Origin of the sequence: Polaribacter sp. Hel1_85, assembly GCF_000766795.1 — a bacterium.
Lineage (GTDB): Bacteria > Bacteroidota > Bacteroidia > Flavobacteriales > Flavobacteriaceae > Polaribacter.
Genome location: NZ_JPDS01000001.1, coordinates 1,441,703 through 1,463,496, shown reverse-complemented (window position 1 = coordinate 1,463,496; position 21,794 = coordinate 1,441,703). Strand labels below are relative to the sequence as shown.

General features: G+C 28.5%; 21 protein-coding genes and 2 pseudogenes. 10 read left to right on the top strand and 13 right to left on the bottom strand.

Annotation, left to right across the window (positions count from 1 at the left end):
• The first annotated feature begins 26 nt into the window (after positions 1-26).
• From PHEL85_RS17600 to PHEL85_RS06325, 4 genes and pseudogenes are all read left to right on the top strand, one after another.
• A pseudogene (locus PHEL85_RS17600) lies at positions 27-344 on the top strand (GIY-YIG nuclease family protein).
• 47 nt (positions 345-391) lie between these two features.
• Positions 392-1,168, top strand: a complete 777-nt coding sequence (locus PHEL85_RS06335) for an SDR family oxidoreductase (RefSeq protein WP_036822468.1) — start codon at positions 392-394, stop codon at positions 1,166-1,168.
• A gap of 225 nt (positions 1,169-1,393) precedes the next feature.
• On the top strand, positions 1,394-1,924 hold the full coding sequence (locus PHEL85_RS06330) for a 3-hydroxyanthranilate 3,4-dioxygenase (protein WP_036822467.1): 531 nt from the start codon (positions 1,394-1,396) through the stop codon (positions 1,922-1,924).
• A gap of 72 nt (positions 1,925-1,996) precedes the next feature.
• Positions 1,997-3,085 carry an amidohydrolase family protein gene (locus tag PHEL85_RS06325; protein WP_036822465.1) on the top strand — a complete coding sequence of 363 codons (1,089 nt, stop codon included), beginning with the start codon at positions 1,997-1,999 and terminating at the stop codon, positions 3,083-3,085.
• Positions 3,086-3,146: 61 nt separating this feature from the next.
• Here the strand turns inward: PHEL85_RS06325 and PHEL85_RS06320 are convergent, their stop codons facing one another.
• The 11 genes from PHEL85_RS06320 to PHEL85_RS06270 all read right to left on the bottom strand — a co-directional run bounded on the left by PHEL85_RS06320 (position 3,147) and on the right by PHEL85_RS06270 (position 12,231).
• Complete coding sequence (locus PHEL85_RS06320) at positions 3,147-3,770, bottom strand: hypothetical protein (protein WP_036822462.1); 624 nt, start codon at positions 3,768-3,770, stop codon at positions 3,147-3,149.
• 11 nt (positions 3,771-3,781) lie between these two features.
• Positions 3,782-4,396 (bottom strand): DUF2306 domain-containing protein, encoded by a 615-nt coding sequence (locus PHEL85_RS06315; protein ID WP_200882318.1) that lies wholly within the window; start codon positions 4,394-4,396, stop codon positions 3,782-3,784.
• 1 nt (position 4,397) lies between these two features.
• Positions 4,398-4,817 (bottom strand): DUF2141 domain-containing protein, encoded by a 420-nt coding sequence (locus PHEL85_RS06310; protein WP_052108465.1) that lies wholly within the window; start codon positions 4,815-4,817, stop codon positions 4,398-4,400.
• A gap of 79 nt (positions 4,818-4,896) precedes the next feature.
• Positions 4,897-5,697: an alpha/beta hydrolase gene (locus PHEL85_RS06305; protein WP_036822460.1), complete on the bottom strand. Its 801-nt coding sequence runs from the start codon at positions 5,695-5,697 to the stop codon at positions 4,897-4,899.
• Between the two features lie 141 nt (positions 5,698-5,838).
• Positions 5,839-8,013: a TonB-dependent receptor gene (locus PHEL85_RS06300; protein WP_036822457.1), complete on the bottom strand. Its 2,175-nt coding sequence runs from the start codon at positions 8,011-8,013 to the stop codon at positions 5,839-5,841.
• Positions 8,014-8,113: 100 nt separating this feature from the next.
• Entirely contained in the window at positions 8,114-8,743 is a 630-nt protein-coding gene (locus tag PHEL85_RS06295; protein ID WP_200882317.1) for a GyrI-like domain-containing protein, read from the bottom strand.
• A gap of 10 nt (positions 8,744-8,753) precedes the next feature.
• Entirely contained in the window at positions 8,754-9,671 is a 918-nt protein-coding gene (locus PHEL85_RS06290) for a GyrI-like domain-containing protein (RefSeq protein ID WP_036822451.1), read from the bottom strand.
• A complete protein-coding gene (locus tag PHEL85_RS06285) occupies positions 9,658-10,020 on the bottom strand; it encodes a hypothetical protein (protein ID WP_052108464.1) in 363 nt (120 codons plus the stop codon). Before PHEL85_RS06285 ends, PHEL85_RS06290 begins: the two co-directional genes overlap by 14 nt.
• 1 nt (position 10,021) lies before the next feature.
• Positions 10,022-10,330 carry a hypothetical protein gene (locus PHEL85_RS06280; protein ID WP_036822450.1) on the bottom strand — a complete coding sequence of 103 codons (309 nt, stop codon included), beginning with the start codon at positions 10,328-10,330 and terminating at the stop codon, positions 10,022-10,024.
• Positions 10,327-11,628 (bottom strand): NAD(P)/FAD-dependent oxidoreductase, encoded by a 1,302-nt coding sequence (locus tag PHEL85_RS06275; protein ID WP_036822449.1) that lies wholly within the window; start codon positions 11,626-11,628, stop codon positions 10,327-10,329. The genes PHEL85_RS06280 and PHEL85_RS06275 overlap by 4 nt, the downstream gene beginning before the upstream one ends.
• Positions 11,629-11,706: 78 nt before the next feature.
• Positions 11,707-12,231 carry a hypothetical protein gene (locus PHEL85_RS06270; protein ID WP_036823207.1) on the bottom strand — a complete coding sequence of 175 codons (525 nt, stop codon included), beginning with the start codon at positions 12,229-12,231 and terminating at the stop codon, positions 11,707-11,709.
• Between the two features lie 727 nt (positions 12,232-12,958).
• Here PHEL85_RS06270 and PHEL85_RS06265 point away from each other — a divergent pair.
• A complete protein-coding gene (locus tag PHEL85_RS06265) occupies positions 12,959-14,872 on the top strand; it encodes a sensor histidine kinase (RefSeq protein WP_036822446.1) in 1,914 nt (637 codons plus the stop codon).
• Positions 14,872-15,516: a response regulator transcription factor gene (locus tag PHEL85_RS06260; RefSeq protein ID WP_036822445.1), complete on the top strand. Its 645-nt coding sequence runs from the start codon at positions 14,872-14,874 to the stop codon at positions 15,514-15,516. Before PHEL85_RS06265 ends, PHEL85_RS06260 begins: the two co-directional genes overlap by 1 nt.
• A gap of 50 nt (positions 15,517-15,566) precedes the next feature.
• Here PHEL85_RS06260 and dnaK read toward each other — a convergent pair whose 3' ends face one another.
• Positions 15,567-17,471, bottom strand: a complete 1,905-nt coding sequence (gene dnaK / locus PHEL85_RS06255) for a molecular chaperone DnaK (RefSeq protein WP_036823204.1) — start codon at positions 17,469-17,471, stop codon at positions 15,567-15,569.
• A gap of 242 nt (positions 17,472-17,713) precedes the next feature.
• Between dnaK and PHEL85_RS06250 the strand changes: the two genes are divergently transcribed.
• Positions 17,714-18,052, top strand: a complete 339-nt coding sequence (locus PHEL85_RS06250) for a DUF2853 family protein (protein ID WP_036822442.1) — start codon at positions 17,714-17,716, stop codon at positions 18,050-18,052.
• Positions 18,053-18,137: 85 nt separating this feature from the next.
• A pseudogene (locus PHEL85_RS06245) lies at positions 18,138-19,563 on the top strand (L-serine ammonia-lyase).
• 80 nt (positions 19,564-19,643) lie between these two features.
• On the opposite strand, the gene yaaA reads toward PHEL85_RS06245, so the two are convergent.
• Positions 19,644-20,402, bottom strand: coding sequence for a peroxide stress protein YaaA (gene yaaA / locus PHEL85_RS06240; RefSeq protein WP_036822439.1), 759 nt, complete (start codon positions 20,400-20,402; stop codon positions 19,644-19,646).
• 208 nt (positions 20,403-20,610) lie between these two features.
• Here yaaA and PHEL85_RS06235 point away from each other — a divergent pair, with 208 nt between their 5' ends.
• Positions 20,611-21,150, top strand: coding sequence for an RNA polymerase sigma factor (locus PHEL85_RS06235; protein ID WP_036822437.1), 540 nt, complete (start codon positions 20,611-20,613; stop codon positions 21,148-21,150).
• Between the two features lie 41 nt (positions 21,151-21,191).
• Positions 21,192-21,728, top strand: coding sequence for a hypothetical protein (locus tag PHEL85_RS06230; protein WP_036822435.1), 537 nt, complete (start codon positions 21,192-21,194; stop codon positions 21,726-21,728).
• Positions 21,729-21,794 lie beyond the last annotated feature (66 nt).

The following is a 21,794-nucleotide window of genomic DNA, read 5'->3' as shown; positions in this document are numbered from 1 at the left end:
TCCTCGAGCGCAGTTGAGAGGTTGTTATGAAAACGTATTTTGTTTATATATTAAAATGTTCAGATAATTTACTTTATATAGGAATTACAAATAATATTGAAAGAAGATTTGAAGAACATTAAAAAGGATTAAATAAAAATTGTTTTACATTTAAAAGAAGACCTCTTGAATTAATTTTTCATCAAGTCTTTAACGATGTTGAACAAGTAATTTGTTTTGAAAAGAAAATTAAAAAATGGAGTTCAAAGAAAAAGTTAGCTTTAGCAAATGAAGATTTTGATATGTTAGAAATTTTATCAGAATGTAGAAATGCTACACATCATAAATATAATCCAGATAATTAATGAGGTCTCGACTGCGCTCGACCAGACATAAATAGTATAATAGAAAAATGGAACTAAATTTAAAAAACAAAAACGCTTTAGTTTGTGGAAGCACACAAGGAATAGGAAAAGCAACTGCAATTTTATTAGCAGAAGAAGGTGCAAATGTTACTATAATTGCTAGAAATGAAGAGAAGTTAAAAGCAGTTTTAGCAGAACTACCAAATAACAATCAATGCCATAGTTATTTGGTGGCAGATTTTTCGAAACCAAATGAACTAAAACAAGTTTTAGAAAAGTCAGATTTACAGTTTCATATATTGGTAAATAATACTGGAGGTCCTGCAGGAGGCCCAGTTTTTAAAGCAACAATAGAGGAGTTTGAAAGTGCCTTTACACAACATTTAAAATGTAATCATGTTTTAGTTCAAGCAGTTGTTCCTTTTATGAAAACACAATGTTTTGGTAGAATTGTTAATATAATTTCAACTTCTGTAAAACAACCTTTAGATGGTTTGGGTGTTTCCAACACCATTCGTGGAGCAGTTGCCAGTTGGTCTAAAACATTGGCAAATGAGTTAGGCGAATTCGGTATTACAGTAAATAATGTTTTGCCAGGAGCCACAGAAACAGAGCGTTTAAAGGAAATTATAAATAACAAAGCTCAAAAAACAGGTACGTCTTTTAATGAAGTTGCAGAAGCCATGAAAAATGCTTCTCCAGCAAAACGTTTTGCAAAACCAGAAGAAGTTGCTGCTGCAATTGTGTTTTTAACGAGTGAAAAAGCAAGTTATATAAACGGAATTAACGTTCCTGTTGATGGTGGAAGAACGAAAAGTTTGTAAATTTATACAGAATCTCGCGTTAGGGATTGAAGCGACATCCTTTTTATGTTAGTTCGAGTATTTTTCTTTTTTGAAAAATGTAACGAGAACAAAAAAAAAGATATAGCGAAAAGCCCGACCTTTAGGGAACGCCAAAAAGAAGAATAAAGAAAAGAGAAAAAAAGAGTAGAGCGAGTTATAATGAAATCTTATCTTTTTATTTCAATAATCTAAAAATATATAAAAATGAATTTAGTACAACCTTTAAATTTTAAAAAGTGGATTGATGAAAATCGTCATTTATTAAAACCACCAGTTGGAAACAAACAAGTTTGGGATAATGGAGAATATATTGTGATGGTTGTTGGTGGGCCAAATAACAGAAAAGATTATCATTATAATGAAACTCCTGAGTTTTTCTATCAAGTAGAAGGAGATATGGTTTTAAAAATCATTGATAATAGAGGGGAGATGATTGATGTAGAAATTAATGAAGGTGATATTTATTTATTACCAGCAAAAGTGCCACATTCTCCACAAAGAAAAGCAAATACAGTTGGTTTGGTTATAGAATATCCACGTTCTGAAGGAATGTTAGATGCTTTAGAATGGTATTGTGAAAACTGTGGAACACCTTTGTATAGAGAAGAATTTGCTTTAGATAATATTGAAACAGATATGCCAATTATTTTTGATAAATACTATTCGGATAAAAAGAAATGTACTTGTGATAATTGTGGAACTGTAATGGAAGCTCCAAAAAAAGCTGGCAGTTAACAGAAATATTAATCAGTACCTGAGTTGAGTTAAAGTTATTGCTTTGATTTTTTAATTTATAAATACTCAAAAATGAAACGTAAATTACGCATAAACGGACATTCACACTTATTGCCTTATCCAGAAGAAATCCCTCAATTTATGAAGGAAAAAGAAATTTTTTGGGTAGATGATGAGCGCAAGCACATGTTACAAAAAGGATGGAAACGTCCTGTAACAGATTCTAGTTTTTTCTTAGACGAGAAATTACTTTGGATGGAAAAAAACAAAATAGATCATGCTGTAGTATTGAATCTTTCTCAATTGTATGGTAATGGTTTGCGTTTAGAAGAAATGAAAAAAGCATTGCGTTTTCAGAATGATTTTAACGCAAAAGTACAAAGAGAGCATCCATCTAAATTTACTTGTGGGTTTGTTGTACATCCTGGTTTTATTTATGGTGCACTAGATGAAATTAAACGTTGTGTAGAAGAATTAGATTTAAAAGTTTTGTGTTTGCCAACTCATTTTATGGATTCTATTGGTCAGTGGAGATGTGTTTTTGATGAGGAAAATGACCGAATTTTTGAATTGGCTGATAAATATAAATTGGCAATTGAAATTCATCCTTATGATGGAGATAAAATGATAAAATTAGAAAATATCAATTGGCGTTTTCATTTAATTTGGATGCTAGCGCAATGTGGAGATGCGTATCATTTTTATACGTTAAACGGAATGCAAGAACGTTTCCCAAATATTAGAACGTGTTTTGCTCATGGAGGTCAATTAGCACAAATGAATTTAGGAAGAAGGATTCAAGGTTTTGATGGAAGACCCGATTTATTTGAAGGAAAAACACATCCAAGAAAAGCAGTTGGACATAAAAACATCTTTTTTGACACGTTGGTTCACGATACAGATTCGTTAAAATTGATGTTTAAAAGACAAGGTACAAATCAAGTTTTAATGGGGTTAGATGATCCTTATCCGTTAGGAGAAATGGAAAGTGATGCACAATCTTCTTATCCTGGTAAAATATTAGATTTAGCTGTAGAACAAAAGATTATTTCGGAAACTGAAAAAGAACAAATTTGGGAAGATAATGTGTTGCAATGGTTGTTTGGAGATGATGAAAAAGCAAAACAAGAATTGATTGATAAAATACTTTCTTATAGTTAACAGTTTACAGTTGCAGTTTTCAGTGAGCTATTTACTGGAAACTGCAACTGCTTACTGAGAACTATTTTTCACATTGTTTTAAAACTTCTTCTGCTCTTGATAATATGAATTTTGGATAAAATTCAATATCATTTTTTTCTTCTTTACTAAGTGCTATTGCACGTTTAATTTCTGCACAATAAGGTTTGGTAGATTTTCCAAAGAATTTTGCAGAACCGATATTCCATTCTGCATTTCCTAAAATTACTCTTGGGTTTTCTGGAGAAATTTGTAATGCTTTTGCATATAACATACTGTTTTTTCCTCCTAAAGTCATTCCATATTTTTGTCCGTCAAAAGCAATATAACCTAAGTTTAAGAAAGCTTGTGTAATAATGATTTCTGGATTGTTTTCTGAATTAGATTTTGCAGTATCTAAAAACTCTTGTGCTTTTGTTAGTTTAGCTTTTAGTACAGCTTCGTCTTTTAAACCAAAACTCCCTATTATTTCTACAGTTGCTGCATAATAAGCAGGTAACCATTTTGTTGGTTCAGCTTTTGAAATTCTCTCAAATAGTTGTGAAGCTTCTGTCATTTTTCCTTGTTCCCATAAACCAAATGCTTTTTGCATTCCTTTTTGGTATTTTGTTTGTGCAGAAAACCCTGTCGCAATGAAAATTGCGATAATAATTGTAAATTTTTTCATGATGTAAAAGTTTAGGTTGTTTTAAATTGATATTTAATAATTAAGTAAGCTGTAATTGTATTTGGAACCCAACATAACCAAGCAATTAATTTATACGCTGGTAACCCACCTAATAAAGGAGAAAGTAAGGGTAAGTATATTCTTAAAGTAACAGCAGAAAAACAAACTGCATAACTATATATCATTAACTTTTGATGTTTTATTACGTTTCCATTTTTAATGGTTGTAAAACCAAAAAATGTAGTTAAAAACCAAACTATTGCTAATGTCATAAATCCTGATTTGGCAATAATTCCTCCAGTTGCAAAGTAGCCCATGTAAAATCCTGAAAAACTACTTAATAAAGCAGAAATCACATAAATTTTCCCTACTTTTTTATGAAAGCTTATATTTTTTAGGCGTAATTTTTTATTGAATTGTAACCATCCTATTAATAGAGCAATTCCTCCAAAAATAATATGTGTATAAAACATTGTGTTCCAAAGATTGTTGTCTAAAAGTTCTTTTGATTTACTAGCTAATAATCCAAAGGTTCTATCCGGAACTACAAAGTAGATTATAGGGTATAAGCCAATTAAAAATGCACAGATTGAAATAAGATAATATGATACTTTTCTTAAGATCATTTTATTTTACGTTTATAGTTAAAACAGTGTCTTTTGTTACTTCAAATTTTGCGTCTTTATATTTTGGAGGTCCCATAAAACCTGTTGCGTCGTTAGACATTCCTGTTGGTTCTTTAGGGATTCCTATAAAATTAGTATCCATTTTTTTATTATCATTTACATCATGAAATGCAGAAACAGCATAAATTCCTGCAGGAATATCTTTTAAAGTTACTGTAGCTTTTTTGTTTTCAATTTTAACAATTGTTCCCTTAATTGGTTTTTTTAAGAAATGATCTTCTTTGTCATAAATTGCTACATATAAATTTCCTTTATCAGATTTCATTCCTTGAAATTCTAAAATAACAGTGTGTTTTTCTTGAGCAGGAATTGATAAAATTCCTGTAAAAATAAATGCTGTGATTAAAAGTATATTTTTCATAATGATTGTTTTTGATGATTCAAATATCTGATGTTTTTACGTGAAATACACAAGAATAATACCGAATTGTTGATTTCAATTACTGAACTGTTATAAGTGCATTAATTTGTTTAAAAACTTTTTTAGTTTCTAAAGTTAATGCTTCTAAATGACCATTTTCTGAAATAAAAAACTCTTTAGGTTCTAATGCATTTTTAAACACTATTTCTGATTGATTGAAGGGAATAGATTTGTCTTTTTTTCCATGAATAAATAATTTAGGTATATTTTTAATTTCTTTTATTTCTTCTTTTGATGGATATATATTAACTAAAGCATTTTCAATAAAAGTATGAGCTTCTTTTGGGGCATATAGTTTTGCAACATCTGCAAATGAAGCAAAACCACCGTCTAAAATTAATGCATCAACTTCATTTTGATGAAGTTTTGTAAATTGAGTTGCAATTTGACAACCTAAAGAAGCTCCATAAACTATTAATTTGGTGTTTTTTGTTGCTTTATTTTCTTTCATTTTATTAAAAACAATTTCTACGTCTTTAACAATATTCAAATGTGTTGGTTTTCCTGAAGACTTTCCATATCCTCTAAAGTCTACTGCATAAACTTGATATTCATTTTTCACTAAAGCTTCTATCATATACATATAAGTAGATATGTTTCCTCCAGCTCCATGAAAAAATAAAACGGTTGCTTTTGGAGATGTTTTTGGTTGAAAAAAAGCAGTATGTATAGAATCTTTTTCTACAGAAATAAAATTTTCTGAATATGAAATTTTTACTTCTTTCCATTCTTTTTTAGGAAAGTAAAATTTTTCATCTAATTGTGCATTTGTAAATTGAATAAAGGCTAGAAATATAAGAGTGATTTTTAATGTTTTCATTGTTTTGTGTTTATAAATTATAGATGTACTTTAATTTTGCTTTTAGATTTTGAAGAAGTTTAGCCCTGATTGAAGTGACATCCTTTTTTTGTTTTTTCAAAAAAAGATATAACGGAAAGCAGGAAATAGCTTCTAATAAAATTATAAATTATCTAACTGATTTGTTTTTTTGTTATCGCTAATTGTCCAGAAGAAACCTACAAAAAAGAAGCTGTCTGCATTTGGGATAATTGCTTGTCTATCGAATTTTTTATTTGGTTCTGCTGTGTTTTTATAATTATAACCAAAAACATTTTGAGTTCCTAAAACATTGTTTACAGAGAAATATAATATTTTTTGTTGATCGATTAAATACGCCCAATTTAAACTTAAAGAGTTGTAATTTTTTGTTTTATCATTTAGTATAGTCTCACCTTTTATAAAGCCAGCATCATTAGGATTTGTGTAATTTCTGCCAGATGCAAAATTATAACTAAAACCAATTTGACTTTTCCAATTTTCTACCCAATGTTTTGCAACCACAGACAAATTATGTTTAGAAGCAAAATTGGGTCTTGCTGAGGTTGGATAGTTTTTGTAATCTCTTTGGGTGTCTAAAAAGGAATATGAAACCCAATAATCTGTGTTTTTAATTTTACCATTTTGTCTCCAGAAAATATCGAAACCTTTTGCAAAACCACTTCCGTTATTATTAAAATTGCTATTGAAAATTGGTGTGTTATCATCGTATTTTACTAAGTCTTTGTAATTTTTATAATAAGCTTCTATTCTAAAAATTTGGCCTTGTTTTGTAGCCTGATAATTGGCAATTAAATGTGATGTGTTTTCAGCTTTAAAATCTTGACTGAATTTTAAATATTCGTTTTTAGGGTTCTGATAAAATTGACCATAAGCTAAAGAAAATTGTGCGTTTTTACTTGCTTTATAAGCTAAAGAAACTCTTGGCGAAATTGTAAACTCATTTAATAACTCTGAATATTCTGCTCGAATTCCGATTTTTGTAGCTAAGTTTTTAGAGAAGAAAATATCAGTTTCTGCAAAAGATGCAAAAATGTTATTGTTAAATCGATAGTTGAATTTTTGATTTTTATCTGTTGTATAATCTTCATCAAAATCGGTCATAAAATATTCTGAACCAAAACTAATTTTAAAACGATTAGAAAACTGTTTTTTTAACTTTACCTTAGAGTGCATTGAGTTTTCTTTGTCTGTAACTAAATCTTCTAAAATTTTAATATTAGAATGATCGTTTGTAAAACTAAAACCTGTTTCTAGTTTCCAGTTATCTCCAAATTTATTTTTGTAAGAGGTATTAAAATATAGGTTTCTGTTGTTTAATCCAAAACGAAAACCATCAACATAATTAATATCATCTTGTATCACATCTAAATCTGAATAGCTAAAAGCACCATATAATTTTAATAGAGATTCGTTTTTAAATTTGTGTCTAAAAACCATTTCTCCATTTAAAGCTTGTACAGGTTTTTTCCATGTATTTCTATCAGGAAAAGCTTCTTGATAAGGCGCTAAATTTATGTAAGAGGTATTTACGCTAAATGAATTGTTGTCCCAAATTTGTGTATTTCCAACTCCTAAACCTAGCGTCATAAAAGACAAATCTGTTTTTTCTTCTAAAGGTTCATCAATGGTGTTTAGTTGTAAAACACCAGACAAGGCTTGTCCATATTCCGCAGAATAACCACCCGTAGAAAAAGAAATTCCTTTAAATAAAAAAGGCGAAAATCTTCCGCGAGTTGGCATGTTATTTGGGCTAGCTGCATAAGGCGTAAAAACACGAATTCCGTCTATAAATATTTGAGTTTCTTCTGCTTCTCCTCCTCTTACAAATAAACGTCCATCTTCATCTACAGTAGAAGTTCCAGGAAGCGTTTGTAAAGCGCCCATAACATCACCCAAAGCACTTGCAGTTGTAACAATATCTAAAGGTTTTAAAACGGTTACTTTTGCTTTTTCTCCCGCTTCAAAAGTTCCCGCATTTATAACAACTGCATCTAAAGTATTTACATCATCTCTTAATTTTATGGTTAAGTATTTAAGTGATGAAACATCAGCAGTTTTTATATAAGTTTCAAACGAAATAAACGAAATAACAATGGTTTGTGTTCCTTTTTCTGAAGTAGAAAAAGAGAAATCTCCACTTTCATTGGTAGATCCTCCATCATAAGTTCCGTCTAAATACACATTGGCTCCGTAAATAGGATTGCTTTTAGAATCTGTTACTTTACCAGAAATTGTGGTTTGTGCAATTAATGAAAATTGACAAATTGTAAGTAGTATAAATAATATGCGTTTCATCAGTATTGGTTTTTTGATGATACAAAGATGTGGCGTTATCTGTTTTTAAAATAAAAACAAATACCGAGTTGTAAATTTTGAATGATGAATTGTAAAGAAGTTATTTTAATTTGAAACGTAACACTGTCTTTAATTTTTCTGGAGCAACTTTTCTAAAATCTGATAAATAAATTTCTCGATGTATTTTAGATGCTCTTTCTAAACCATTATTTATAGCATAATCTTCCATGATTTTGAAAGTTTCTGGCTCATTATCATAAGAACCAATATGTAACATTTGTATGCATTTACCTTCTGTTATTTTCTCGAAGTTTACTTTGTCAAATAACGGATTTGGTTTTTTAATTTTTGCTTTTTCAATCGCTTCTAAAGCGTATTCTTTAGTTACAAAACTAGGTTGACGAATCATTAAAGTGAAAACTAAATCGTCTTTATTTAGTTGTGTTTTTTCTGTATATATATTCTTTGCTTCATCAGAAATATCCCAAACTCCTTCTAAAGGATACACAGTGTAATCGTAATAATTTTTTAAAATAGGATTTTTCTTCAAGCCCATTTTAATTCCGTAACAAATAGGATATAAAGCACCAATATAATCTGCAAATTCTGGATTATTTGGATTTCCTTTTCCAGAAATTGTTAAGAAATTATATTCAGGAATTTCTATAACTTCAGGTTTTGTTTTAGGAATATAAACTTGTTTTTCCTTTTTTCTCCATTCGTGTTTCATCAGAAATATTTTACAAAATAGGAATACATAAATCTACAATAAACTTGTTTTCTGGATGTTCTGCAGCATTGTTGTAATAGATTTCAAAAGGATCAACTTCAGATTTTTTATATCCGTTTTCTATCATAAAAGCAAAAGAAGATTCCCATGCTTGTTGAAACTCAAAAGGAGCAATTTCTAATCGAGAAACAATACATTTTGTAGGACTTAATATTCTTAAATTTACCTCTCCATCAAGTTCAATAGGATCATTTAGAACAATGCAAGCGCTCATTCTTAAATTATTTGGATCTGTAATTTTAGGACTATCATGATAAATAGTTACCATTCTAGTTTGCTCATTTATCAAACCTTTTGGTGTTGCCCATTTTACCAATCGATTATAAATACTTCCAATAGCTTCCATTTTTCCTTTATGAGCAATGTAGCCTAAATCTAATCTTGGAGTTTTTTTAATTTCTGGATTTGTTTTCATTTTTAACCAATTTAAAGCGTCGTTTACATTGCAAATATATTGCTCAAAAGTTACGCTAACTTTTCCAATCTTGCTTTCTGTTTTGCTAATCTTGCTATATTTCTCCGGACTTTCTTCTTTGAATTTGTTTGGCGAAATTCCGTAAAACTTCTTAAAAGATTTCGAAAAAGCAGATAAGTTACTAAAACCTACAGTTTCTGCAATTTGCGTTATGTTTTTCTCTTTTTGATGCAATAAATACGCTGCAGATTTTTCAATTCTTTTTCTAATGATGAAATTCTGAAGAGTTTCACCAACAATTAATTTAAACAATCTGTGAAAATGAAAGGGAGAGAAGTGCGCTTTTTCTGCAATAATTTCTAACGTTAGTTTTTCTGATAAATTTGCTTCAATAAATGCAATTGCAGTATTTAATCGAGCAATATTTTCTTTTGCAATTTTATCTGAATTCATTTTTAGGTTTTTGTAAGAAGTAGAATATTATTCCGCTTGCAAAATATAAAATTACATCTACAATGTCTTTGGTATATCTTGCTAAATATTTTGGAAAAATGTATTCGAATAAAACGCTGTACATTAAACATAAATATAAAATTACCCAAATATTTAAAGTGTAATTTTTATCGTTTTTAGACCATCTTAAAATACATAAACTGATATAAAGAATAATAGGAGTAATTAAAAAATCGTTTACATAATGACGAACAAATCTGGGTAATTGAATATTTAAATGTGAAGAAAAATAAATGAAAGTACCTGTAATAAAGGAAAATAAAAAGTAATAAAATAATTTTTCTTTCATATTAACCAGCTGCTACCATTGCAATAAACCAAGCTAAACCTGCACCAATTGCGCTCACAGTAATTATTGCAGAATACAAAACCCAACCAATAATTTTATACAAAAAGAAAGGATGTTTTTTTAAACGTTCTGCTAAATTAGGATTCTCTAATTTATGAATCGCTTCATCAACTTGCGCTTGTTTAACTGCAGCCTCTTTTATTTCTCTTTTTTTCTGATGAGAAATTAGTGCATTACAGTTTTCGCAATATTCTTTGTTGGTATTAAAAACACCACAATTCGGACATTTTATAATCCTTTTTCCACTCATAATTTATCTCTAAAAGAAAACTTATTTTTCTTTTTATAAGGTCTAATGATTAATCGTGTTTCTCTATCAAAACGAACATAATTATATACCCAATTTAGAAAAACAATGGCTTTGTTTCTAAAACCAATTAAAGAAAATAGATGAACAAACATCCAAACAAACCAAGCAAAAACTCCTTGAAATTTCCATTTTGGTAAATCTACAACTGCTTTATTTCTACCAATTGTAGCCATAGAACCTTTATCATTATAAACAAAAGATTTTTGTTTTTTGTTAAATAGTTTTGCTATAATATTTTTAGCAACCAATTTTCCTTGCTGAATGGCAGGTTGTGCCATCATTGGATGTCCGTAAGGATTTTTTTCTGAAGACATACAAGCAACATCACCAATTGCATAAATATTTGGGTGCTCTAAAACTTGACTAAACTCATTCACTTTAATTCTTGCAGCTCTTTCAATAACACATTCGTTATTTAAACCATCAATCATTTTACCTTTTACACCAGCTGCCCAAATAACTGTTTCTGCATTAAAATGATCTTCACCATTTGTAGTGACTGTTTTTCCATCATAATCTAAAACACGTAAATTTTTCCAAACATTTACACCTAAATTAATTAAAAAATCTTCTGCTTTTTCTGATGCTTTTGCACTCATTCCTTTTAAAATGCATTCAGAACTTTGAATTAAGTTTATTTGCATTTGTCTAATGTCTAAATCTGGATAATCTTTAGGTAAAATTCCTTTTTTCATTTCTGCCAAAGCACCAGCTAATTCAACTCCTGTTGGTCCACCTCCGACAATTACAAAGTTCATTAATGCATTTCTTTCTTCTAAATTAGAAGTTAATAAAGCTTCTTCAAAGTTTTCTATAATAAGACTTCTAATGTTTAAAGATTGAGGAACAGATTTCATTTCCATTGCATATTTTTGAATGTTTTTGTTTCCAAAAAAATTTGTGGTAGAACCAGTTGCAATAATTAATTCATTATAATCTAAGTTTCCTATTGAAGTTTCAATGGTATTTTTATCAGGGTTGATTTTATTTACTTCTGCCAATCTAAAATAGAAATTGTCTACATCGTTAAAACGTTTTCTTAATGGAAAAGCAATAGAATCTGGTTCTAAACCTCCAGTTGCAACTTGGTAGAGTAGTGGTTGAAATGTATGATAATTGTGCTTATCTATTAAAACAACTTGTAATTCTTGTTCTTCTAAACCTCTTGCAGCAGCTAAACCTGCAAATCCGCCACCAATAATAACTACTCTTGGAAAACTAGTTTGTGGAATGTTCATATTAGATTTTTGGATTGTTAGAAAATTGGATTGTTAGATTTTTTGAAGTGCGAATTTACGGAAATAATAAGATAAATTTTATTTATGAGATAACTTAATCTCTTGTAATGTTTTATCAGAGTTGATAAACTCTGAAATAATATTCTTTCTAATAATTTCAATATCATCATCAAAATATTTTGCCCATTTATCATCTTTAAATAAATGAGTTATTTGTTTGATTCTTTTTTGAGCTTCAGAAAATGAAAATAAATAATTGGTAGTGTTTTCTTTTTTAGGTTGAAGTTTTACTGATTTTTTTTTAAAATCAACATCAATAAAAAAGTTTTTTTCTGATGAGTTAATAGAGTAGAAGTTGCTCCATTTTGCAAAACCAATAACTATTTGTTGATTTTTATAATTATCATTAGCAATTAATTTCCATCTGCAGTTTGCAACTCTTCCCCAGTGATTAGATTTTCTGTAAATACCTTCATGTGTATAGAAATACATGCTTTCAGATTTACTTTTATAATTGGTGTTTTTAGGAAATTCAAAATCATCAATTTGATTGAATTCACAAAAAGTATGTTTAAAGAAATTGGTTTTATTGTAAGTTTTCAAATGAAAATAAATTGAATTAAAAAACGCAACCAAATTAATGATTGCGTTTTTAGTTTTATAAAGAAAATTAAATTTCTTTTGGTAAATCTCTGATAATATATTAATTATTAAATAAAGCTACCAGATTTTACTCATAAAATGTGTAACTTAAGTTTACAATTTGACCTTCGTTTTCAATAGTAACACTTTTACTGGCAACAATTTTATTATCAATCTTTATTTCTAAATTAATTGTATAAGGTTCAAAAACATCGTTTATTTCAACAATTGAATCATCTGCATAACTTAAACCTAGAAGTGTTGAGTATTTAATAGTTTGGTGTATGTATATTTTTTTAAAAGGTAAATGATAATTTGAATATGAAAATGATGTTAGTTCTAAATCAGTTATTCCATTTTCATTTGTGCCAGAAGTTATTTGTGTTTCAATTTTAGAAAAAATTAATTTATTTGTAGAAGTGATTATAAATTCAATATCAGCTTTTTTTTGGTAATTAAAATCAGGATCATTACCATCTGTATCACAAGATGAAAAAAAATGAAATGCATAATATCAAGGATAAATAAATTATTTTTTTCATAATAAATTGGTTTTAAAATTATACTACAAAATTGCAAATTAAAGGTTTAAAAAAAGTAACGGATTTCAGGTATTTTATATTAACGGTTTTCCGTTATAAATTTCAAATTTCATTTTCTTTACTTTGTATTATTCAATAATAGAATCATGAAATTATTTTTTTGGATTTTTATTTTTTTAAGCAACCTTGTTTTTTCTCAAGAGAAACATGATGGTTTTAAAGCGGAAGAAATTATTTTAGATTCTATTCTTAATGGAATAACGAATGATAAAAACCCTGAAAAAACTGTTCGCGTAGCAGATTCTTTAATTACTTCACTAGATTCAAAACAAGAACTTAAAATATATAAATTAAGAGCACATCATATTAAAAGTATTGGTCTTTATTTGCTTCAAAAAGGAGATTTATCTCTAAAAGAAGTTGAAATAGCATTAAGCTATTTTAATAATGATTCTACACTCATAAAAAAGTTACCAGAATTATACACTTCAATCTCATATGCTGTTTCTATATATGCAGAAGGAAAAGGGAATTTTTACCAAGCCTATTCAATTTTATCAAACGTTTTAAAAAATATAGACACTTCTGATTATGAAAATAAAGCTAGAATATTAAATAGTTTAGCAGATTTAAATTTGTTGATGAATGATAGAGAAAAAGCAAAGCAACTTGCTTTTAAAAGCTTGAGTGCGAAAGGAATAAGTAAGCTTACTAAAAATTTATGCTACCTTACCTTAGGAAATATTTATAAAGTATCAAATTTAGATTCATCTTATTATTACTACAACAAAGCTTCCGATTTTTTCAAGAGAAGAAATAAATCAACATTTTATGGAAACAATGTAAGTATGGCTGAAATTCTTATCAAAAAAGGAGAATTAAAAAAAGCAAAAAAAATACTTTTTGATGCAGAAAAACATCAAAGAGAAAACAAAGATATTACACTCATAGGAAAGACATATAGGCTACTATCTGAAATTGCAGGATATGAAAAAAATAAGAAGTTAGAACTAGAGTTTTTAAAAAAAGCGGACATTTTTCTGAAAGGTGATATTTATTTATTAGATAAAGAAGAACTATATAAAAATTTTAGTAACTATTATAAACAAGAAGGAGATTTTTCTAAAAAACGACTGTATGAAATAAAAGTTCAAAAAATTAAGGATAGCATTCACTACAGAGAGAATATTTTTTTAGTAAAAGAATTAGAAGCTAAGTATGAAAATGAAGCTAAAGAGAAAGAAATTAAAAAGCAAAAAGAGTTTATTAAACTACAAAATAGACAAAAAAATAATTTATTTGTTGCTTTAGCTTTAATAGCAGTGTTGTTATTGTTTACAATAATTCTTTATAGAAAAAGATTAAATACACAAAAAATACTTCTTAGTAAACAAGAACAATTATCTAAAGAAAAATTAAAAACCTTAGAAGAAACTCAAAAAGTAAAAACAATTCAGTCACATTTAGACGGACAAAATGATGAAAGAAAAAGAATTGCCAAAGATTTACATGATAGCATTAGTGGGAATTTAGCGGCAATTAAAATGAAATTGTCAAATATTGATAAGGATCATTCAAATCAGATAAATAACATTATCTCAAATATAGATGACACATATAATGAAGTTAGATTGATTTCTCACAACTTGTTGCCTCAAGAAAAGACAAATCAAAACTTTACACAACGTTTAAAAACTTTGGTCAGTTTATATAAAACAAAAGAACTCAATATAGAGTTTGATGTTTTTTCTGTTGAAGAAATTAATAGTATAGATGATGATATTCAATTAGAAATTCATAAGATTTTACAAGAATTAATGACTAATATTACTAAACATTCTAAAGCTTCAAAAGCAATTGTAAATATTACTCTGCATGACAATTATTTAAATTTGTTAGTAGAAGATAATGGTTTAGGTTTTGATAAAATCAGAATATCTTCAGGAATTGGTTTCCAAAATATTTTTTCTCGTGTAAATGATTTAAAAGGTACTTTAGAAATAGATTCTATGAAAGGAAAAGGAGCAACAATTACTATTAATATTCCAATAACAAAATAATGGAGAAAAAGATTAAATTATTTATTGTTGATGACCATAAAATGTTTTTGGAAGGAATCCAATCTATTCTTATTGATACTCAATTTATAGATGTTATTGCAACTGCAAAAGATGGAAAAGAAGCATTAAAATTATTAAATAATTTTCTTCCAGATATAATAATAACTGATATTGATATGCCAAATTTAGATGGTATTGAACTTACCAAACTAGTAAAAAAACAATCTGATAATATAAAAATTATAGCTGTAAGTTCGCATTCAGAAGGAGAAGTTATTTCTAAAGCAATTAAAGCAGGGATTAATGGCTATATATTAAAAAATACAGGAAAGACAGAACTTCTTAAAGCTATTAAACAAGTATATAAAGGAGAAAATTATTATACTGAAGAAGTAAAAAAAAATCTAAACGATAGTTTATTTAATCCAACAAAAGCAAAAAATCAAATTGTAAAAATAAGTAGTAGAGAAAAAGAAGTCTTGAAATTAATTTCTGAAGAAATGAATACTCAAGAAATAGCAGAAGAACTTTTTATATCACCTAATACAGTTGAGGTGCACAGGAAAAATCTTATGCGTAAAATTGGAACAAAAAATATGGTTGGTCTTGTTAAATATGCCATACAACAAGGTATTATAAAATAAAAAAACCTCGAGAATTTCTCGAGGTTTTTTATTTATATTGAAGTTAATTATTATTTCACTTCTTCAAAATCTACATCTTCAACATTGTCACCTTGATCAGCATTACCTTCAGGTTGTCCTTGTTGCGCTCCTGCATCAGCATCACCTGCAGCTTGTTCAGCAGCATACATTTCTTCAGAGGCAACTTTCCAAGCTTCATTAATCTTTTCCATAGCAGCATCAATTTGTGCTAAGTCTTTAGATTCATGTGCAGCTTTTAATTCAACTAAAGCAGCTTCAATTGGTCCTTTTTTATCATCAGATAATTTATCACCAAATTCTTTTAATTGCTTTTCTGTTTGAAAGATCATAGAATCAGCTCCATTTACTTTTTCTGCAGTCTCTTTAGCAATCTTATCAGCATCAGCATTTGCTTCTGCATCTTGTCTCATTTTTTCGATTTCTTCTTCAGATAAACCAGAAGAAGCTTCGATTCTAATTTCATGAGATTTGTTAGTTCCTTTGTCTAAAGCAGAAACTTTAATAATACCATTTGCATCAATATCAAAAGTTACTTCAATTTGAGGAACTCCTCTTTGTGCTGGAGGTAAACCATCTAAATGGAAACGACCAATAGTATTATTATCTGCAGCCATTGCTCTTTCACCTTGTAAAACATGAATTTCTACTGATGGTTGATTGTCTACAGCTGTAGAGAATACTTGAGATTTTTTTGTAGGAATTGTTGTGTTTGCATCAATTAATTTAGTGAAAACATTCCCCATAGTTTCAATACCTAAAGATAAAGGTGTAACGTCTAATAACAATACATCTTTAACATCTCCAGATAAAACTCCACCTTGAATTGCAGCTCCTAAAGCAACAACTTCATCAGGATTTACACCTTTACTTGGCGCTTTTCCAAAGAATTTTTCAACAGCTTCTTGTACAGCAGGTATTCTTGTAGAACCACCAACTAAAACTACTTCATCGATATCAGAAATTGTTAAATCAGCATTTTTTAAAGCAGTTTGACAAGGCTCAATAGTTCTTTTAATTAAATCGTCAATTAATTGCTCAAATTTAGATCTAGATAATGTTCTTACCAAGTGTTTTGGTCCACTAGCAGTAGCAGTAACATAAGGTAAGTTAATTTCTGTAGAAGCAGAAGAAGATAATTCAATCTTCGCTTTTTCAGCAGCTTCTTTTAAACGTTGTAAAGACATTGGGTCATCACGTAAGTCTAAACCTTCATCAGATTTAAATTCTTCAGCTAACCAGTTAATGATTCTTTCATCAACATCATCACCACCTAAATGCGTATCTCCATCAGTAGCTAATACTTCAAAAACTCCATCTCCTAATTCTAGGATAGAAACATCATGTGTTCCACCACCAAAATCAAAAACAACAATTTTTTTATCATCATTAGATTTGTCTAATCCGTAAGCTAATGCAGCTGCAGTTGGCTCGTTTATAATTCTTTTTACTTGTAAACCTGCAATTTCACCAGCTTCTTTTGTAGCTTGTCTTTGTGCATCGTTAAAATATGCTGGAACAGTAATAACTGCTTCAGTAACATCTGCTCCTAAATAATCTTCAGCAGTTTTTTTCATTTTTTGTAACACCATTGCAGAAATTTCTTGAGGCGTATATAAACGACCATCAATATCTACTCTAGGTGTATCATTATCTCCTTTAACTACTTTATAAGGAACTCTTTTTGCTTCTTTAGTAGATTCAGAAAATTTGTTACCCATAAAACGTTTAATAGAATAAACTGTTTTTGTTGGGTTTGTCACAGCTTGTCTTTTAGCTGGGTCACCAATTTTACGTTCTCCTCCTTCAACAAAGGCAACGATAGATGGTGTAGTTCTTTTTCCTTCTGCGTTAGGAATTACAACTGGCTCATTTCCTTCCATTACAGAAACACAAGAGTTTGTTGTACCTAAATCGATTCCAATTATTTTACTCATAATATTTATTTTAATATTTTTTAATTCAATTTTACATTTTCTATTAGTCAAATGGTATGCCAACTACTTTTTGACTTGAAAATGTCAGTTTTTTTTTAAAATATTTAAAAATGATGTGACATTCTGACACAAATTGTATCTAAAGTATTGAACAGGAAGAATTTTGAAAAGCATTTTTATTTTCCTATATTTGGATAGTTCAATTGGAATGAAATATTATTTAAAACACTAAACACGTAATTATGAGTAAATTTGACGAAAAAGTAGCACAGTATTCTAAGTTTATGGACGATAAAGGTCTAAAATATAATGCAGACTTATTAAGAGCTGTAACTAAAGGTTTAGGACCGTCTATTTATAAAAGAGATGCTGAAACAGTTTCTGGTTCTGATGCAAAAGAATTAGCAACAGTTAAAAAGAACTTTTTAATGAAAAAACTAGGTTTAGCAGATGGACCAAAATTAGATGAAGCAATTGCAAAAGTTGTTGAAGCTATTGGTAAATCTGAAAGAAGCAAGTATAGAGCTGTAGTTTACTATATGTTAGCTGTTGAATTTGGAAAAGAGTCTATTTACAAATAATATAAATTTATATTTTTGATAAAAAATCCAACTCGTTGAGTTGGATTTTTTACATTTACAGCTGTTTTAAGTTTAAATTTTACGAATGTCGCAATTTATTAGTGTTTTTGATATGTTGAAAATTGGTGTAGGTCCATCAAGTTCACACACATTAGGTCCTTGGAGAGCTGCTCAAGAATGGGTTTTAAAATTAAGAGAAACCAATTTATTTGAAAAAATAGATGCTGTTAAAGTAGATTTATATGGTTCATTGTCATTAACAGGGAAAGGACATGCAACAGACTTAGCATTACTTTTAGGTTTAAGTGAAGCAGATCCTGAATATATACCAATTGAAGATATCGCTATAATTGTTGACAGAATAAATACCCAAGAAGAAATTTACTTTAAAGGAGGAAAAAAAATTCCTTTTTATAAAGATTCTATTGTTTTTAATAAAGATTTTTTACCTTTTCATTCTAACGGTGTCACTTTTAGAGGTTTTTTTAAAGGAGAAGAAATTTCAACTGAAACTTATTATTCTATCGGTGGTGGTTTTATTGTACAAGAAAACAATAATTTAGAGGAAGAAATTGAAATTAATAAAAAGAATTTTCCATATCCAATAAATAGAGCCAAACAATTAGAAGATTATTGTGAAAAAGAAAATTTATTAATTTCTGATATTGTTTTTAAAAATGAATTAGAAATAAATTCTGCAGAAAAAATTGATTTTGAATTGCATAGAATTTGGGATACTATGTTAGAATGTATGTATATAGGTTGTCATACAAAAGGAATTCTTCCTGGAGGATTAAATGTAAAACGTAGGGCTTTTGATATACAAGAAAAACTAATCAAAGATGCAGAATATTCTAATCCAACAGAATGGATTGCAGCAATTAGAAGTTCTGAAGTTAAGTTTCGTGAAATTTTAAAGTGGGTAAGCTGTTTTGCTTTATCAGTTAATGAAGTAAATGCTTCTTTAGGAAGAGTTGTTACAGCACCAACAAACGGGAGTGCAGGTGTAATTCCTGCTGTATTAATGTATTATTTAGTGATAGAAAATCATGACGCAAATTTTAAACACATAAAACAGTTTTTATTAACTGCTGGTGAAATTGGCAGTATTTTTAAAAAAAAATGCTACAATATCTGCAGCAATGGGAGGTTGTCAGGCAGAAATAGGCGTGTCATCTGCAATGGCAGCAGGAGCTTTAACAGAATTGTTAGGAGGAAGTCCGGCTCAATCTTTAGTAGCTGCAGAAATAGCAATGGAACATCACTTAGGTTTAACTTGTGATCCTATTGGAGGTTTAGTACAAATACCTTGTATTGAAAGAAATTCAATGGGAGCAATTAAGGCAATTAACGCAGCAGAAATGGCTTTAGAAACCAATCCTAAAGATGTAAAAGTCCCTTTAGATAAAGTGATTGAAACCATGTGGGAAACTGCAAAAGACATGAATAAAAACTACAAAGAAACTTCTGAAGGTGGTTTAGCAGTAACTGTAAGAATTGTAGATTGTTAGGATTTAGTAGGCAGTATTCAGTTGCAGTTTTCAGTCAGTTTGCGACTGCTTACTGCAACTGAATACTGCAAACTTCTTTTCTATCTCGTAAAAACCAATTCTGTTTCTGTAGACATTTCTTCAGAAAAACGATATTTATCAGCATCAAAACCTTTTAAATCTTCAATTGTTTTTACGTTGTTATCTATAATGTAACGCACCATTAATCCACGTGCTTTTTTAGCAAAAGTCATAATAGTTTTATACTCTCCGTTTTTTAAATCTTTAAAAACAGGTGTAATCATTGGCACTTTTAAAACCTTTTTAGGAATCACTTTAAAGTATTCTAAGCTAGCTAAATTAACTAGTAACTCACCATCTTCTAATTCTTCATTCAATGCTTTAGCAACAGTATCATCCCAAAATTTATACAGATTGTCTTTTCTACCAACTTTAATACGAGTTCCCATTTCTAAACGGTAAGGTTGTATTAAATCTAAGGGTCTTAACAATCCATATAAACCAGATAAAATTCTTAATCTATTTTGAAGAAGTGGTAATTTTTCTGCTTCCAAAGTATTTACATCAATTCCTTGAAAAACTGCACCCGTAAAAGCATAAATAGCTTGTTTTGCATTTTCTGGAGTAAAAGGCGTTTCCCAAGTTTGATTTCTTTCATAATTTAATGCAGCCAAATCATCAGAAATTTTCATTAATTCAGATAATTTTTTCTTAGAAAGTGTTTTTAGTTTTTTGTTCAGTTTTTCTGATTGTTCTAAAAAACGTGGTTGCGTATGCAAACTAGTGGGTACATTACTTTCAAAATCTAAAGATTTTGCTGGTGATATTATGATTTTCATCTCTTATTTCTATTGAAAAGTTTAAACATTAAATAGTTTAATTGTAAAAATACTAATGATTGTAGTTTTTTCCTAAATATTTTTGGAAGTTAATTTTGATAAAACTATTTAAAAAATTGATAGAAAGAATGAAGTTGAGTTTTTTCTATTAATAATCAAACTAATTCATTTATCTTGGGTCAAAGAAAAGAAACTAACAAACCAATACTTGAATAAAGACGTTGAACTTGTAAAAAAGTTAAAAGATGTTACACAAAAAGATGCCGCTTTTAGTGAGCTTCTTGATGTCTATCAAGAACGTTTGTATTGGCATATTAGAAAGATTGTAACTACGCATGAAAATGCAGATGATGTTTTACAAAACACATTTATCAGAATTTATAAAAGCATTCAAAACTTTCAAGAAAAAAGCACTTTACATACTTGGATGTATAGAATAGCTTACAATGAATCTATTCGTTTTTTAGAAAAAAACAACAAAAAAAGTTACGATAATATTGATGCCATTTCAGAATCTCACTTAGAAGTATTATTTGATGATGCATATTTTGATGGCGATGAAATTCACAAAAAACTAAATTCAATTATTGATGGATTTAAAATAAAACAAAAAAGAATTTTTCAAATGAAATATTTTGATGATCTAAGTTTTCGGCAAATTTCAGAAATTTTAGAAGTGCCAGAAAGTACTTTGAAATCGTCTTATTATTCATCAGTAAAAACAATAGAAGAAAAAATATTTTTATAAAACCAAACTATCTTAATAAAGTAAGGTCTAACAAATGTATTATGGAAAAATCAACAAAAAATAACAACAAAAAAAGCTTTTTAAAAGAAGGTTTTAAAAGTGATATTTCTAAACATCATAAAGAATATTTAGGAACAACTGTTTCTGAAGGATATTTTGCGAAATCTAAAATGTCAATTTTAGACAAAATAAAAGAAGAAGAAATTAAAGAGATGCCAAAAACAACCAAAAAACAAATCGTTTTTTGGATGAAACCACAGTTTAGGTTTATGGCTGCAGCATCTGTAGTTTTTATTTTTGCGTTAACAATTTGGTTGCAAAAAGCTGATAATAATACTATAAATGAAAACAATATTGAGTTTCTAGCCTTTTCAGATGATGTTTTAATCAACTCATTATTAGTAGAAGATGCAGAAATGGATTTGTTTGCAGACGCAACTATAATAAATGAAATTTTGATAAAAGCAGAACTTTCTGAACAAAAAATGGATGATTTATTTTTAAATTCTTTGTTTGTAGAAGATTCATTAATAGATAATTACACAGATGATGGTTTCTTAGAAACAATTATTTTATAATTTTTTCAAACTATTTTAAAAAATGTAGTTCTAAATAAATAGAAACAATTAATAATTAAAAAATTT